The sequence below is a fragment of the Lentzea waywayandensis genome (genome assembly GCF_900115955.1).
GTDB classification, from domain to species: Bacteria; Actinomycetota; Actinomycetes; order Mycobacteriales; family Pseudonocardiaceae; genus Lentzea; species Lentzea waywayandensis.
Map to the genome: position 1 here is coordinate 141771 of NZ_FOYL01000017.1, position 16067 is coordinate 157837.

Annotated in this window: 13 protein-coding genes and 1 pseudogene; 5 read left to right on the top strand and 9 right to left on the bottom strand. The window is 68.4% G+C overall.

Annotated elements, in window-relative coordinates:
• Positions 1–11 precede the first annotated feature (11 nt).
• Together BM417_RS41530 and BM417_RS41535 are read right to left on the bottom strand one after the other, a co-directional pair.
• Positions 12–1301: an MFS transporter gene (locus BM417_RS41530; RefSeq protein ID WP_093605616.1), complete on the bottom strand. Its 1290-nt coding sequence runs from the start codon at positions 1299–1301 to the stop codon at positions 12–14.
• A gap of 51 nt (positions 1302–1352) precedes the next feature.
• Positions 1353–3818 carry a glycoside hydrolase family 2 TIM barrel-domain containing protein gene (locus tag BM417_RS41535; protein ID WP_093605617.1) on the bottom strand — a complete coding sequence of 822 codons (2466 nt, stop codon included), beginning with the start codon at positions 3816–3818 and terminating at the stop codon, positions 1353–1355.
• Between the two features lie 146 nt (positions 3819–3964).
• Here BM417_RS41535 and BM417_RS41540 point away from each other — a divergent pair, with 146 nt between their 5' ends.
• Positions 3965–4921 carry a LacI family DNA-binding transcriptional regulator gene (locus BM417_RS41540; RefSeq protein ID WP_093605618.1) on the top strand — a complete coding sequence of 319 codons (957 nt, stop codon included), beginning with the start codon at positions 3965–3967 and terminating at the stop codon, positions 4919–4921.
• Positions 4922–5145: 224 nt separating this feature from the next.
• Here BM417_RS41540 and BM417_RS41545 read toward each other — a convergent pair whose 3' ends face one another.
• From BM417_RS41545 to BM417_RS41565, 6 genes and pseudogenes are all read right to left on the bottom strand, one after another.
• Entirely contained in the window at positions 5146–5493 is a 348-nt protein-coding gene (locus tag BM417_RS41545) for a hypothetical protein (protein WP_143139040.1), read from the bottom strand.
• Positions 5494–5640: 147 nt separating this feature from the next.
• Positions 5641–6033 carry an integrase core domain-containing protein gene (locus BM417_RS48860; RefSeq protein WP_245822697.1) on the bottom strand — a complete coding sequence of 131 codons (393 nt, stop codon included), beginning with the start codon at positions 6031–6033 and terminating at the stop codon, positions 5641–5643.
• 795 nt (positions 6034–6828) lie between these two features.
• Entirely contained in the window at positions 6829–7533 is a 705-nt protein-coding gene (locus tag BM417_RS50170; RefSeq protein WP_407656213.1) for a cold shock domain-containing protein, read from the bottom strand.
• A 30-nt stretch (positions 7534–7563) separates the two neighbouring features.
• Positions 7564–7767: pseudogene (locus tag BM417_RS49635) on the bottom strand (cold-shock protein); the annotation flags it as partial.
• A 338-nt stretch (positions 7768–8105) separates the two neighbouring features.
• Positions 8106–9419 carry a protein kinase domain-containing protein gene (locus BM417_RS41560; protein ID WP_093605620.1) on the bottom strand — a complete coding sequence of 438 codons (1314 nt, stop codon included), beginning with the start codon at positions 9417–9419 and terminating at the stop codon, positions 8106–8108.
• Between the two features lie 506 nt (positions 9420–9925).
• Entirely contained in the window at positions 9926–10549 is a 624-nt protein-coding gene (locus BM417_RS41565) for a hypothetical protein (RefSeq protein ID WP_143139041.1), read from the bottom strand.
• 593 nt (positions 10550–11142) lie between these two features.
• Between BM417_RS41565 and BM417_RS41575 the strand changes: the two genes are divergently transcribed.
• The 4 genes from BM417_RS41575 to BM417_RS41590 all read left to right on the top strand — a co-directional run bounded on the left by BM417_RS41575 (position 11143) and on the right by BM417_RS41590 (position 15590).
• Positions 11143–11931 (top strand): hypothetical protein, encoded by a 789-nt coding sequence (locus tag BM417_RS41575; RefSeq protein ID WP_093605622.1) that lies wholly within the window; start codon positions 11143–11145, stop codon positions 11929–11931.
• 481 nt (positions 11932–12412) lie between these two features.
• Positions 12413–13927: a S8 family peptidase gene (locus BM417_RS41580; RefSeq protein WP_177320908.1), complete on the top strand. Its 1515-nt coding sequence runs from the start codon at positions 12413–12415 to the stop codon at positions 13925–13927.
• The gene (locus BM417_RS41585; RefSeq protein ID WP_093605624.1) at positions 13909–14841 is read left to right on the top strand and encodes a Dyp-type peroxidase; all 933 of its coding nucleotides are present in this window, start codon (positions 13909–13911) and stop codon (positions 14839–14841) included. Before BM417_RS41580 ends, BM417_RS41585 begins: the two co-directional genes overlap by 19 nt.
• Positions 14842–14864: 23 nt before the next feature.
• A complete protein-coding gene (locus BM417_RS41590; protein WP_143139042.1) occupies positions 14865–15590 on the top strand; it encodes an AfsR/SARP family transcriptional regulator in 726 nt (241 codons plus the stop codon).
• Positions 15591–15597: 7 nt separating this feature from the next.
• On the opposite strand, the gene BM417_RS41595 is transcribed toward BM417_RS41590, so the two are convergent.
• Complete coding sequence (locus tag BM417_RS41595) at positions 15598–16062, bottom strand: DUF4265 domain-containing protein (RefSeq protein ID WP_177320910.1); 465 nt, start codon at positions 16060–16062, stop codon at positions 15598–15600.
• Positions 16063–16067: the final 5 nt, after the last annotated feature.

Sequence of the window (16067 nt, forward strand, 5' to 3'; positions counted from 1 at the left end):
GTGCACGCGGATCAACGGACGGACCTGACCCGCAGGACGACAACGCCGGCCAGCAGGGTGAAGCAGGCGGCTGCGATGTAGAGCAGTTGGTAGTTCTTGTCGCCTCCCGCGATGACGCCGATCGCGAGGAAGACGGGTGCCACGACGGGGGCGAGCGACTGCGCGAGGGAGTTCGCGAGTCCGGTTATGGCGACAAAACGGCCGGCGTCGGTGTCCTTCTCCGGCATGACGTCCAGCATCAGCGCCTGGTCGACGGCCGAGAAGACTCCGAGGCCGAGGTTCGTGATGACCAACCCGATGAGCAGGACCGGAAGACCCGTGGAGAAGGCCATGACGAGCGCCCCGGCCGCGAACAGCAGCCCGGCACCGAGGACGAACGGCTTGCGCCGGCGCAGCCTGTCGGAGACGAACCCGCTGCCGAGGGCGCCGAACACGACCGCGATGACGCCCAGCAGACCCGCGAGCGCGACGGTCGCCCCTATCTCGGTGACGTCCATACGAAGGCGCTGCGCCAGAAGGAAAGCGGTGAAGGTGGAGCTGAGGGTCAGTCCGAAGTAGAACAGGAAGCGGGTGAGCCAGTTCCAGGAGAAGTCCCGGTACCGGCGGGGGTTGAACAGGAACTTCGACAGCAGGAGCCGGAAGTCCAGTGCCTGTTCGAATGTGCGTTCTCTGCTGTCCTCCTCGGACACGGTGACGCAGAACAACAGCACCAGAAGCACGCCGATGGTCGCCGGGACCATGAGCAGCAGAACCGAGTTCGTCGCGAGAGCTCCGCCCAGTACCGAGCCGCAGACCGGAGCCGCCATGGTGACGAAGCCGACGAGACCGCCGACCTTGCCTCGCTGCGACTCCGGCAGGCGGTCGGCCTGCGAGTTCGTGATGTTGCCGATAACGGTGTTCCAGCCCAGAGCCGCGATCACCCAGCCCACTCCGACGACGAGGACGTCGGGCGCGATGGCGATGACGAACAACCCCGCCGAGCCGAGGACGGAGCCGGCGACGAGCCACGGGCGCCGCCGGCCGAAGCGGCTGCGGGTGCGGTCGCTGAGGATCCCGGCAACCGGGCCCGAGACGAGGGAGACCGCGGCCGCGACCCCGATCACGTAGCCGAGGTACTCCTCGTTGGCCGGTGCCAGTTCCTTGACGCGGATGGCCAGCGAGAGCGCGATGGGCGTGACGAACGCGACGTAGGTGCCGAACAGTGCGAGCAGAAGGAACCAGATGTAGCGAGCGCTCACCTCGGGCAGGTCGTCGCCGGGTGTGCCGGTCTCCGGCAACGGCAGGTTTTCCGTTGTGCTCATGAGGACTCCTTTGTCCAGAGGAAACTGGGAGGTCGTTCCGTCTGGCCGGGGTCAGGGAACGAGCGCGTCGTGCTTGACGACGCCCGCGCGCAGTGCGAGCTGGGCCGGCTCGCAGCCCTCGGCGTGGACGGTGACCGTGATGTCGCCGGCACCGGTGGGGCGAATCACGGCCAGGGCGCGACCGTCGAAGGTTCGCCTGCTGGGCTCGGAGAAGGTCTCGTCCGTCGCCGGATCGGCGCTGCCAAGTGCCTGCAGGACCGCGTGACCGTCCACGGTGACGGTCACGAGCCGGTCCCGGCCCGGATGCACGGTGCCCGCGCCGTCGGTGAGGGCGATGTCGACGAACGCGAGGTCGCTGCTGTCGGCGCGCAGGCGGAAACGATCAGCCCGGACGTCGAGCGCGAGGGCGTCCCCCGCGGTGACCAGCCTGCTGCGTCCCCGTTCTTGTCCGTCCGAGTACGCCACCGCGACCAGTTCTCCCGGCGCGTAGACCAGCTCGAAGTCGGCGCGGAACTCGTGGTCCGGCCCGGCCGGCCTGCGGCCTGCCGTCGCCCCGTTGAGGAACAGCTCGACCTCGTCGGCATCGCTGTACACCTCGACGTGGACCGGCTTCCCCTCGAAGCCCTCCCACGTCCAGCTGCCGATGGCGTCACTCCAGGACCACGGGGTGGACAGCGCGGTCTTGCCGTGGTGCTGGGGCCGTCGCACGGCGATGTAAGGCGTCGGCCGGAGACCGAACACGATCTCCCGGTAGTACGACGCGGGACGCCGCTGACCGGTGATGTCGAGGTCACCACACCACGCCGCGAGCCACGGATAGGGCTGAGCGACCGTGGCGGTGCGCAGGCCGGAGCCGGCGTACCCGACGGAGCCGAGACCGGCCTCGCCGAGGTAGTCCCAACCCGTCCAGGCGAAGTCGCCGATCACGTGGTCGTTCGACGTGACCAGTGCCCAGTTCCGGGCGATGCGGGAAGGGAAGGTCTCCGTGCCGACGATCACCCGGTTGGGGAACAACTCGCGGTCGATCTCGTAGCGGCCGTCGCCGTAGTTCAGGCCCGCGACATCGAGGACCGAGAAGGACTCCTCGGTTCGCCGGGTGACCTCCGCCGAGGACGAGACCTGGTTCATCATCACCCCGGCCTGGGTCATCATGCCGTTGACCCCACCGCTCGGCGCGGCTGAGGCAGCCATCTGCCGTGCGCCGGCGACGACCGTGTCGAGCACCGACACGAATCCGTTGATGCCATTGGTGATGAGGCGGGTGTCGTCGAGTGATCGGATCTTCTCGGCGAGCCTGCGACTCCACACACCACCGAACGGGGTGCCCGTCTCCGGGATCTCGTTGCCGATCGAGTAGAGGATCACGCTCGGGTGGTTGAAGTCCTTCGCGACCAGGGCCGCCACGTCCCGTTCCCACCACTCGTGAAAGTCGCCGGCGTAGTCGAAGTCGGTCTTGCCCGAGGTCCAGACGTCGAAGGTTTCGTCCATGACCAGCATGCCGAGCCGGTCGCACGCCTCGAGCAGCGCGGAACTGGCGGGGTTGTGTGAACTCCTGATCGCGTTGAAACCCGCGGCCTTCAACAACTCGACCCGGCGCTCCTCGGCTCGCTGGATGGCCGCAGCGCCGAGGGGACCGTTGTCGTGGTGCAGGCACGCACCACGGAGCTTGACCGTGCGGCCGTTGATCCGCAGCCCTTTGCGGGGATCGACCTGCACGCGCCGGATACCGAACTCGACGGTGTGCTCGTCGAGCACGCGGTCACCGTCCCGGAGCTGGAGCCGTGCCGTGTACAGGGACGGAGCCTCCACGCTCCACAGCGCCGGATCCGCGACGTAGAGTCTGTGTCGGACGATCACTCGCTCGCCGGGCAGCACGGTGGCCGGGCAGCGGTCGCGTGCCACGTCCACCACTCCCCCTTCGTCCACTGCGGACGCCAGCACGAGGGTCGTGGTCACCGCTGCGGTGTTCACCACCTCGGTCTCGATCTCCACGACCGCCTGGTCGGTCTCGATGTCGGGGGTGCTGACCCGCACACCGTCGACAGCGATGTGGACCGGTTCCTTCACGATCAAGCGAACGTCGCGGTAGATGCCCGCACCCGTGTACCAGCGGCTGTCCAGATGCGCCCGGCACTCGACACGGATCTCGTTGACCGCGCCGAAGCGGAGGTAGGGATCGATTCGCACCGTGAAGCGGGAGTACCCGAAGGCGTGCTGGCCCGCCAGGGCGCCGTTGACGTAGACCATCGCGCCCCGGTAGACCCCGTCGAACTCGAGGAAGAAACACCGACCTCGATCGGACTCCTCGGCCCGGAGATCCTTGCGGTACTCGAACGTCCCGCCCGGGAAGTACCCGGCGGCGGCGCCACCGGGAGCGTCCGCGCGCCTCGGCATGCTGATCAACGCGTCGTGCGGGAGCGTCACCGTCGTCCAGTCACCGCTCGCGCCGCCGAGCTCCGCGAAGGCGCTGACCTTCGTGCGGTAGGCCCAGCCGTCGTTGAAGGCGGTGATCGTCATAAGAGCTCCTGGTACGTCGCTGTAGCGGAGTTAACGCGCGTCAATAACTAAACATTCGTAGGTGACGCGCGTCAATAGACGGCCGCCTGTGAGTTGACGCGCGACAATCGCTACAGTGACGCGGACGACGGACAACGGAGGCAACGGTGATCGCGACCAGTCAGGATGTCGCCGACAGGGCAGGCGTCTCGCGATCCACCGTCAGCCAGATCCTCAACGGCCGAGGAGAACACTTCGCGGCCGAGACCAGAGCACGGGTACACCAGGCGGTCGCCGAACTCGGCTACGAGCCGTCCGCCGCCGGACGCACCCTGGCCAAGGGATCCAGCGACATCGTCATCGCCCTCATCCCCGACACCACCTTCGGCGGAAACCTCCAGGACATCTACGGCGCTCTCACCGGAGAACTGTCCCGACGCGGGCTCACCCTGCTGCTGCGCCTTGCGACGCACACCGCGACATCACTGGACCGTCTCCTCATCGGCATGAAACCCCGGGCGGTCCTGTCCCTCACCCCGTTCTCCGACGAGGACAGACGACTGCTCGAGCGTCGAGGCGTCGAAGCGATCGACCCCGGCAGCTCATCCCGCCGGGACGCCAACGCCGAGATCGGCGCTCTCCAGGCTCGCCACCTGATCGACCGCGGCTACCGCCGACTCGCCTACGCCCACTTGCACGATGCGCGCACCGACCCCTTCGGCGGCCCCCGCGAACGCGCGTTCGCCGCCGAATGCCACACCAACGGCGTCGACGCACCCCGGATCCTCGAGCTCGGGATCAACGCCGAGGACGCGACGGCCGCCTTGGACCAACTCGGCGAACCGGGTTTCGCCGTCGGCTGCTACAACGACGACGTGGCGACCGCCCTGCTTCACGCGGCGTCGCTGCGGCAATGGCGGGTGCCCCACGACCTGGCACTGATCGGCATGGACCACACCCCCTTGTCGCGCCTCACCACCCCACCGCTCACGACGATGGGGTACGACACCTCCCTGGTCGCCGAGGAGAACGTCCAGGCGATCCTCCGCCACCTGGATAAATCGGACGTCCAGGAGAACAGCACCGAGGTGCACTTCCAGCTGGTCGAGGGCGGGACCACCTGAACACGCCTTCTCCAGCCGGTGAATCGCATCGGCTGCGGCGTGCCGTAGTGGCCAAGCGCCTGTGGGGTGCCAAAACTAGGCCTGGTGGTCTGACCTACGCCTCAGGCCGCCGCGGGTTCGTACTCGTTGATCAAGCCGCCGAGTACTCGCCGAGCGCTGACGCCTCGCGAATTGGCGGCGATCGGCCTCGTGCGCGGTCTGTGGCTCGCCCGTTCGGCGGCGGGCTACCGAATTCGTCCGGTGAGTTCTTCCGGATCACACCCGGCCAGGTGCTCCTGGACCAGCGCGTGTACGAACCGGAACTCGCCCGCAGCCTCGACCAGCAGGCTCCTGTCGGCGGCGAACCGCAAGAACCGCTGAGCGCGAAGGGGAGCGTGTCCGCAGACTGTGATCGCCACGGCCAGGACGGGTAGTCGGTGCAGCCACCTGGACAGCCAGAACCACCGCGCGATGTGCCCGTAGAGCAGGCCGATCCCGAACCCGATCACCGCCGGCCACTGCGGTGTCCACGAGGATTCCTCCGCCATTAGGTCCCACGCCGTCGCGCTGCCCGCTCCGATGATGAGCGCCACCACGTTCGCCCGGAACGGGGAACGCTGATCCGCTGGACCGATCTGATCACCTCCCACGGGGTCACTGCGGACGTCGAGGCAATGGACGAGGCTCAGTGCCGTACCCTGCGGGGTGCCAAAACTAGGGCTGGCGGTCTAACCTGCACCTCAGGCCGCCACGGGTTCGTACTCGTTGATCAAGCCGCTGAGTACTCGCCGACGACGAACGGCCCCACAGCCTGATTCTGTGAGCGGGTAATCGGGTCGTGGTGGAGTGTGGAGCCGCGCCCTGTGTGGCCGACGGTGGTTGTAGTGGGACACGTAGCGGTTCAGCACTGACGTCAGGTGACGCTCGTTGATGATCAGCAGCCGGTCTGTGAGCTCTCGCCTGACGGTGCCGACGAACCGCTCGGCATAACAGTTGGCCCGCGGACAGCGCGGTGGGATCTTCACAACGTCGATGCCGGCGTCCGTGAGAACGGAATCGAACGACGTCGTGAACTGGCCGGCCCGGTCACGAACCAGGAAACGAAACTCGCTGACCCGGCCGTCCAGCTCCATGAGCAAGTTGCGAGCCTGCTGTGTAGTCCAAGGGCCGTCAGGGTTAGTGGTAGTGCCGAGGATGTGGACGCTCGATCAACGCCACCACGGTCTCATCGCCCCAAAGCCGACCAGCCCGGTTCGGATAGGTCCACTTCTTGGCGGCCAACTGTCGATGCCACCGCAACACCGTGGCCGGCGACACCAACCGATGCTGTCGCAACCACACCGGTAACCGCCGCACCAACGTCATTGCGGCTACGAGCTCCGCGTTCGTCAGCGCAATCATGGTTGGCTTCTTCGTTCAGAGCCGAGACCGCGGTGAACCGCTCGCCATGACGGCGGCAGGACTTCGTCCACCCGAACAACCCAGCGCACCGCGCCTCTTCGCGACCCACCAGCTCGACACCGGCGAACTCTTGACATCCCGGATACCGCCGTGGGGTGCCGTTTGGCTGTCCGTCGGCGGCTCGGTCGCGCGCTCCAGCAGAAAGCCCTCCAGAGCGAAGGTCCGCTGCCGGTTTGGTTGCAGGGTGGACGCTGTGGACGGTCTCTTCCAGTTCACTGAGTGGGCCACCCTGGGTTTGGCAGAACGAGTGGACCACGTCGCGGCGAGGCTCCGCGACGATCTTGCTGGTGCCAAACACGTCGCAGGAGTCGTTGTCTCCTCAGGTCTCGCCGTTGCATTGGGCGCGACCGAACCAGCAGCCGAGAACGAGACAGCACATTGTCCGACAGAAGCGGGCTGCGGCGGCTCGTCAGTGGCAGCGCCGCTACGTCGCCCGCTTCGAGGCGTCGTAGGACCGTCCCGGACGGTCAGGCGTGCTCGACGGCATCGGCCTGCGGGCCCCGGTCGCTCTGCCGGATGCGGAAGCGCACCCGCTCGCCGGCCACCAGGGGCTCGCCGGAGACCACCGAGACGTGCACGAAGAGGTCGGGCCCGCCCGCGTCGGGGGTGATGAAGCCGAAGCCGCGGTCGGCGTCGTAGCGGGCCACCGAGCCGTCGCCGGCGCGGGCTGCGGGCCGGGTGACCGAACGGGCCTGGCTGGGGGCCGCGGTGGCCTCCGCCGGCTCGCCGGTGGCCACGAACCGCACCTCGCGCGCCTGACGACCCTGGTCCGTGGTGACCGTGGTGAACGTGACCCGGTCGCCCTCGGCCGGCAGATACAGGTCGTCGACCAGGGCGCGCACGTGCAGGAAGACGTCGCCCGCCCCGTCGTCGGCGGCCACGAAGCCGAACGACTTCTCCTCGTCGAACCACAGGACGGAGCCGTCGGCGCCGTCACCGGGCGCGACAAGGGGGGCTCTACGGACCCCGGCGTCGAAGCTCAGCGGCACCAGGTGCTGGGCCTGCGGCCCCTTCTCCCCGGCGATGACGACGAAGGCCACCCGCTGCCCGGCCGCGAGGACGCCCCCGGTGACGATGGCGGAGGAGTGCACGAACACCTCCGCACCCCCGCCGTCCGGCGCGGCGAACCCGTAGCCCTTGGCCGGCTCGTACCAGGAGACGGTGGCGAGCACGCCCAGGGTCGCGTCAGGCGCGACGTCCCCGGTGACGGCGACGTGCAGCGCCTGCGGACCGCGGGGTCCCTCACCGGTCTCGAACTCCACCGTCTGGCCCTCGCGCAGCGCCCGGGCCGCGCCCTCACCCTGCACCTGCGAGACGTGCACGAAGATGTCGGCGCTGCCGTCGTCTGGGGCGAGGAAGCCGAAGCCGCGCTCGAGGTCGTACCAGCGGACGGTTCCCTGCTGCACGGTGCACTCCTGGTCTAGCGGGTGGTCGGGGGTCCAGTGTCCCAGGCGCCGTATGTACATCCTGATCCCGACCCGCGGCAGCTCCACCGTGAGTACATCGCCGAAGTCACCGAGTTCGCGCGCCGTCACCAGCCGTTGCCCGAGTATGCGGACGTCCTCATTACGTTTTTCGCCGATCTGGTGCTCGAACGCGCGCTGTTGGCCGACGATCTTGTACCGCTCGAAAGTCATCGCTGCAGCTCAAGCCGCATATCGGTACTCGTTGATCACCCGCCTACCTGGTGGCTGCGTTCCTGGAGCCCCGCCGCCTCGCTTCCGTTGACCGGTAGGCCAACGTTTCAGTTGGCGGTGGAGCAGGTCACGGCCGGGCGAGCGGGTTCAGGACCGGCGGCGACGAACCCGAACGAGGTGGTTCCCCCGGCAGCGAGCACGGCGTTGTGGCCGGCGTTGGTAACGGTCACCGCGGTCGCGTTCTGGGTCAGGGTGCCGTTCCACAGGTTGCCGATGGTGTGGCCCGCAGCCGGCTGCCACGTGATGGTCCAGCCGGTTAGGCCGCCTCGGCTGGTGTTGCCCACGGTCACCTCGACCTGGTAGCCGCCCGGCCACGAGTTGGTCACCTCGTAACGGGCAACGCAGGCGGTCGCGGTCGTGACCGTGGTCGTCGCCGTGGTGGAGTTGGTCTGGGCGCTGCTGCTGGGCCGGTCGCCCTGCACGACGGTGCCGATCACAACACCGGCGGCGACCAGGACGGCCGCACCGGCGACCATCGCGATCACCCGGCGTGGCAGGTGGCGGCGGACGAGCAGCATCCGCGTCCCGCTCTTCGGGGGCGCAGCGGGCAGCGGCAGTCCCTCCGCGACCGCCGCGAGCAGCTTGTGGGCCTCGGCCATCGTCGGGCGTTGTGCCGCGTCACGATGCAGGAGGCGCAGGAGCACCTCGCCGAGCGGGCCACCCAACCGTGGCGGCTCGAACTCCCCCCGGACCACGCGCTGCAGGAGCGCGTAGGGGTTGTCGTCCACACCGAACGGCGGCGTGCCCTCCAGTGCCGCGTAGAGGGTCGCGCCGAGGGAGAACACGTCCGAGGCGAACGTCGCCGCCTCGCCCGCCGCCACCTCCGGCGCGAGGAAGGCCGGCGTGCCGACGATCAAGCGGGCGTCGGTCACCGTGCCCTCGCCGACCGCGCGGGCGATGCCGAAGTCGGTGATCTTCGCGATGCCGTCCTCGGCCAGCAGGACGTTGAACGTCGAGACGTCCCGGTGCACGATGCCCTCTTCGTGCGCCGCCGCCAGCGCGGCGGCGACCTGCCTGCCCACGGCCGCGACCACGCCCGGCGGTAGCGCGCCCCGTTCGGCGATCAGCTCCGCGAGGCTGCGGGAGGGCAGGTACTCCAGCACCAGACAGGGCTTGCCGTCGTGCTCGACGACCTCGTACACGCTGATCGCGTGCGGGTGCCGCAGCCGACCGGCGACCCGGCCCTCGCGCAGCATCTGCGCCACCGCGTCCGGGGACCGCCGGTCCGTGTTGAGCAGCTTGACCGCGATCACGCGGTCGAGCTGCTCGTCGCGCGCCTGCCAGACCACCCCCATGGATCCTTGCCCGATCGACGACACCAGCCGGTACCGCCCGGCGATGACCTCACCCTCTTCTGGCACGTGCCGACGCTACTTGGCTGAGCCGACCATCGGCCACCTTCGACTTCGCGCGAGCTGGGTTCTAGATCTCGAGCCGCACTCGCACCGTGACGCGACCTTTGTCGTCACGGTGGTGGGAGCGTCGACGTCGGCCGGTGGTGAGCCGCGAACGACGCAGCGACCACGTCGTTTCAGCCGTGTGGGATGCCAAACACGGCCCAGCGACCTGACCTGCGCATCAGGCTGCGACGGGTTCGTGACCGTTGATCAAGCTGCTGACGGGCCCGGTCAAGACTCACAAGCCAAGATCACCCCAGTGCTGCTGCCGACGTGCCCGAGTACGCAGACCAAGCGATCACGCAGATGGTGAAGCACTTCTCGTCCTCTATCGCCAACCGTCGTTCCCCGGTGCACACCCGGTGTGGCGAACACAGGCCGGATGATGCCCACGGTTCGCCGCTGGTGCGACGCAGCCTCACCGCGTGCAGGTCAACGCGTACGACGAAACACAAGACCCCGAGCGGCTCTCATTCGCAGGCCGCTAACACCAGGCAGAGCAGGTTGCTCTGGTCGTCGACGATCTCCCAGCCCGTGACGTAATCCGCGTCGTGCACGGGGAGGACGAAGGCGTTCGCACCGGTTTCCTGCTCCAGCACCACGTTCGTCCAGTTGTCCTGCCGCTGACGCGGCCCTCTGGCTCGGATCTCGCCTCGCGCGTCACGGACGAAGGCGGGCGTGCCGTCCGCATCATGCGGAAGCGATGCGCGCATGGCTTCTTCACCCCACAGAACGGCGTAGTCCTCGATGAAGTGGGAGTCGTCGTAGCCCGGGACGTTCCAGTCCGCCGCAGCGATCCGGGAGGGCTCGGCAAGCGGGATCACGACCATGGCGACGGTGTGCCAGGACGCGTCGGGGTCCTCACCGTCCGGGGTAAAGGGGTTGGAGCCCACGTGTACGGGGTGGCTGCCCACAGGCAGCCGGTGGGTGAACCCGCCCTCGGTGCGCCAAGGGGTCTCCCAGGTGATCGGACTGTTCAGCACGACGAGATCACCAGCGTGGTCGAACCACGTCGGCCTGGTAGCGACGGAGTACGCCGGCCGGGCGGGCGCGTAGTTGTCGGTCAAGCGCCACAGCAGTTCTTCCATTTCCATGGTGTCGTGTTCCCTTTCGATGTCGAGAGTCGGCCCGATGGACTGGACGTGCCCGTCGGCCAACCGGAGGCCGGCCAGCCGGGGTCGCCGGTCTCAGCGAACATGATCCACGTCCGGTGCATCCGGAAGGCACGTTCGTCGGGCGCCTCGCCGGCATCCCCGCAGGGGACACCAACCGGTTCTCCCGCAACCACACAGGTAACCACCGCACCAACGCGGCCAGCACCGCACGATCAGCCCAAACCAACCGAGGACGACGACCTCGACGCAACACCGACACCTCGTGCCGAAACACCAGCAACCCGACGTCCTTGGCCACCGAGGACCGGCCGAGCAGAACCAGCCAGCCACCCGCCCACGATCATGCCCGCAGGACGACAGAACCTGATCACCGCAGCTCAGCGTATGAGTGCGGAGTTCTGGCACCCACAAGCTCGCGCGGGCGCTGGGCGACCTCGCCAGGCATCATGCACGAGAAGGCGCCGTGCCCGAGGCGATCTCGACGGCGAGGGAGGCTCGCGAGCTCTTCGTCTTCGCGCACCTACGAGGCCCGCGAAGAAGGAAACGCTCTGCTGCGTGAGTGCCTCTCGGTATTGCGCGACGACAGGGAGGACTCGGTCCGGTTCGCCACGCCGGCGAGTCCGTCGTTGCCGGTGGTCGCCGAGTTCGACCCGTTCGTGCGCACGGTCGGCGTCGGCCCGGTACCCAGGTTCGTGCCGGACCTCTTCCTCACCAGGCGCGAGGTGACGAGCATCGGCCTGCGTCCGGAGAACGGCGGTGACCAGCGAGCGAGCATCACGGTCAACACATCCGGCAGGCTGAGTCCGCCACGCGGCGAGAAGTTGCCGGACATCAACGGCAAGCGCGCGTGGCGGGGGGACTCGAGAGTCACCTTCGAGTGGGCTCACGATGCGTGGGCGTACATCTCGGTGGAGGGCTTCTCGAACGACAGGGAACGGTCGATCCAGCTGGCGCAGGCCGTGAGGTTCGACGACCGGATCGAGATCAAGATCCCGTTCACCTCGCAGACCACATGGACGCTGGCCGGTGTCCGCGACGTCGACGGCGACATGGAACTGGAGTTCGACAACGGAGTGCGCGTCCGGCAGTGGGGCGGCACCGGCCTGGCGACGGGCGAGGCGCCGCAGAAGGAGATGGAGGCGCTGGGGAAGTCCCTGCGCCCGTCCGAGCCCGCGCTGCCCGTGGCTTCGGCGCCGACCCCGCTCCCGGCCTGGCCTGACACACCCGCATCACCCGAACCGACCACATGTTTGTCGAAGGAGCAAGTTCGTGCCCCTCTCCGACCCAGCGCCCCATCGTCTCGAGCACGCCTACCGGAGGCTGCTGCGCTGGTACCCCGCCGCCTATCGCGCCGACCGTGAGCAGAGATGCTCGGCGAGGTAGGCGAAGCGGACCAGCACGACCGCGATCATGCCGGATGATGATCGGCAACCTGCCGATGCCGCTGACCTGCACGGACGTCTTCTCGGCACCCACAGCGCCCGCACCCCTGATGCGCCCGATCAGGCAACCGCATGGCCGTTCACGCAGCCCTTGCCCACAGCCGCCCACCGCCAAGCACGCCGGTACCGGTTCAGCGTGATGAGACACGAAAATCCACAGAGGACGGGTGTGTGCAACTGCGGGACTCTGACGCCATCCAAAGCCCCGATTGGCGGTATTACCTGATTCTATGGCCTGGAAGCCTCGGATCTGCGCTGGCCACGCGCGACCGCTTGGGGGTGCGGACTTCAGGTCCGCCGGTCATTGGGGGTTTGTTTCGTCATGCGCTCATCAGTCGTTGCAGCGGTTCTTGTCGCCACGTTGGTACCTGGTGCCATCGCTCAGGCCGCGGAAGGGCAGGTGCTCAGACCCGAGGGCGCCGAGGTGATACCCGGCAAGTACATCGTCACGTTGAAGCCGCACAGGCTGGAAAGCACCTCCCAGCTCGCGGCCAGGTTCGGCGCCCAGGTCGACCGCGTCTACTCCTCCGCGCTGCAGGGCTTCGCGATGACCGCGACCGAGCAACAAGCCCGGCGCCTCGCGGCCGACCCGAGGGTCGAACGGGTGGAGGCGGACACGATCGTCCGCGGCTCGACGGTGCGGACGGACCCGCTGTGGAGCCTCGACCGGATCGACCAGCGCGGCACCGTGCTGGACGGCCGCTACGAGTACCCGGACCAGGCCGGTCAGGGTGTCACGGTGTACGTCATGGACACCGGTGTCCGCACCTCGCACGTCGAGTTCGAGGGCAGAGCGACCGTCGCCTTCGACGCGATCAACGACGGCTGGAACGGCCAGGACTGCAGCACGTCCGGCCACGGCACACACGTCGCGGGCACCGTCGCGGGCAAGACCTACGGCGTCGCGAACAAGGCCAAGATCGCGTCGGTTCGGGTGCTGAGCTGTGAGAACTCCGGCACCAGCAGCCAGATCATCGCGGGCATCGACTGGGTCACCGCGAACGCGGTCAAGCCCGCCGTGGTGAACATGAGCCTCGGCGGCGGCAAGAACACGACCCAGGAGGACGCGGTCAAGCGGTCGATCACCTCGGGCGTCACGTATGTCGTCGCGGCGGGCAACAAGGAGCAGAACGCCTGCAACGCGAGCCCCGCGGCCGTGCCCACTGCCATCACCGTCGGCGCGGCCAACCCGGTCAACGAGCGCGCCCGTCTCTGGGACGACGACAACGACCCCACCAACACACCGCCGATCGAGTCTGGTTCGAACTGGGGGCCGTGCCTCGACCTGTTCGCCCCCGGTGAGTCGGTCAAGTCCGCGCACAACGCCACGGACCGGGCCACCGTCACGCTCCGGGGAACGTCGATGGCGTCGCCGCACGTCGCGGGTACCGCGGCGCTGCTGTTGTCGCAGTCGCCGAACCTGACGCCCGCCCAGGTGCACACCGAGATCGTGAGCCGGGCCGTGAACGATGTGCTGAGCCCCTCCACGCTCGAACCGCCGATGAACCCACCCACGACTCAGAAGTCGCCCAACAAGTTCCTCTACACCGGGCCGGTGCCGCAGCCGATCTGCTCGGTCGCCGGCACCACGCGGCAGGCGATTCCCGACCAGGGCAGCGTCACCAGTGGCCTCGACGTGACCGCGTGCGGGCGCAAGGTCGCCGGCAGTGCGTCGGTGCGCGTGCAGGCCGAGCACCCGTTCCGCGGTGACCTGTCGGTGAAGCTGGTGCGCCCGGACGGCACCGAGATCTCGTTGCGCGAGGCGGACGCCAACGACGGCGTGACCAACCTCGACCAGACCTTCCCGCTGCCCGGTCTGTCCGCAGTGGACGCCAACGGCACGTGGAAGCTGCTGGTGCGCGACAACTTCAGTCTCGACGAGGGGGCACTGGTCGGATGGACGCTCACCCTCTGACCCGGCGGGCGTTCATCACGGCAGTAGCGGCGGCGGGTCTGGTGGGCTGCGGCACCACCAGACCCGCCGCGCACCACCAGCCGGGCGTGCTGGCGCACAGCACGCCCGTCGGCGCGGTGGCCGCGTTCGACGTCACCGCACGCGATCCCGCTGAGCTCGCGGCCGTCCTGCGTGCCGTGAGCTCGCGCGGCGCCACCGTCGCGGTCGGCGCCTCACTGTTCGACGACCGGTTCGGCCTGCACAGGCCACGGCGGCTCACCGTGATGCCGCGCTTCTCCGGTGACGTGCTGGAACCGGCGCGCTGCCACGGAGATCTGCTGCTCCAGGCGCTGGGTGACACGCAGGGGGAGCTCGACGCGATGCTCGCTCCCCTGCCCGGCCTCACGGAACGCTGGCGCGTCGACGGCAGGCAGTTGCCCGAAGAGCGCAACGCGTTCGGGTTCGAGGAAGGCCAGGGCAACCCTGCGACGCCGCAGGTGTGGGTGACGCCGGAGGACGACGAGCCCGCGTGGTGCGTCGGCGGCACCTACCTGGTGGTCCGGCTGATCCGGCTGGCGATGCCGACGTGGGACCACAAGTCCACAGAGGACCAGGAGCGCGTCTTCGGCAGGCGTAAGGACAACGGCGCCGAGCTGGCCGGGATGATCGGCTCGCACGTGCGGCGGGCCCGACCGGAGAACGAGGCGCACAAGATCCTTCGCCGCGGCTACCCGTTCACCGCGGAGCCGGGTCAGCTTTTCATCTGCTACCAACGCGATCCGGAGCTGGGTTTCGCCGCCACTCAGCGCAGGCTCGCCGGCGAGGAGCTGGAGAAGTACGTGCTGCCGTTCGGCGGCGGCTACTTCTTCGCGCTGCCGGGCGTTGACGGCACCAAAGAGGACTACCTCGGGCGCGCCATGGTCGAGGGGTCCTGACACATCTGTTGGGGGAAGAAGTGTTGGAGTTCGGGGTACTGGGCCAGGTCGAGGTGCGCGCGAGCGGCAAACCCGTCACGATCGGCGCCGCGAAACTGCGGGCGCTGCTCGCTTCCCTGCTGCTCAGACCGAACCGCACCGTGACGACGCCGATGCTGATCGAACGCCTCTGGGGCGACCGGCCACCGCAGCGCGGTGTCGCCGCGCTGCAGAACTACGTGCTGCGGCTGCGCCAGACGCTCGGCGCGGCCAGTCCCGCCCTGCGCACCACTCCCGGTGGTTACTCCATCGAATTGCGGCCCGAGCAGCTGGACCTGTGGCGCTTCGAGCAGCTGATCACCGCGGCGGACAGCCTGACCGGCCCGGCCGAGATCTCCGCAACGCTCACTGAAGCACTCGCATTGTGGCGTGGCCCTGCTCTGGAAGGCGTCGCGTCGGAACTCCTGCAACGCCAGGAGGTTCCTCGACTGGAAGAACTGCGACTGAGCGCGGTCGAACGCCGCGTCGAAGCGGATCTCCTGCTGGGCAGGCACTCGATGCTTGTGGCCGAACTCCGCGCGCTGACCGGGGAACACCCGCTGCGCGAACAGTTCTGGCGTCAGCTGATGATCGCGCTGGGCGGTTCGGGCAGGCGCGCCGAGGCACTCGCGACCTACCGCAGCGTGAGCAGGCTGCTGTCCGAGGAGCTCGGCCTCGATCCCGGACCCGAACTGCGCGAACAGCATGCCGCGATCCTCGCGGCGTACTGACCGGGCTTCACTGCTTCACCCACCAGTTCAGCGGGGTTTCGTCGTCGGCTGGGTCGTACACGTTGCCGAAGTACCAGTCTGTGCCCGGCCACGCCGTCACGAAGTCCCTGAACAGCTTCTCCACCACGGGGAACGTGGCAGTCACCGGGATCGAATAGACCGAATTCAGCTCGGTGGCGCCGTCGAACGTGCCACCGAGCCGGTTCACCTCGGCCACGAGCTCCTTGGTCACCTGGTGCGGCCCGTAGAGCTGGACGCAGAGGTTGCCACCTCTCTCGACCACCTCGAAGGTCCGCTTCCCCTCGTCGTAGGCGATCACATCACCCGCGGCGATGCCGCCGGCGAGGCCGGGGGCCGCCACCACGTGGTAGCGGCCTCCGGTCAGATCGTCGACGAGCAGCTCCTCGAACGAGGGTTCGCCGTTCCTCTTGTGACCTGCCACGATCAGGATGACCGTGCGTGCGCTGGACATGTTCC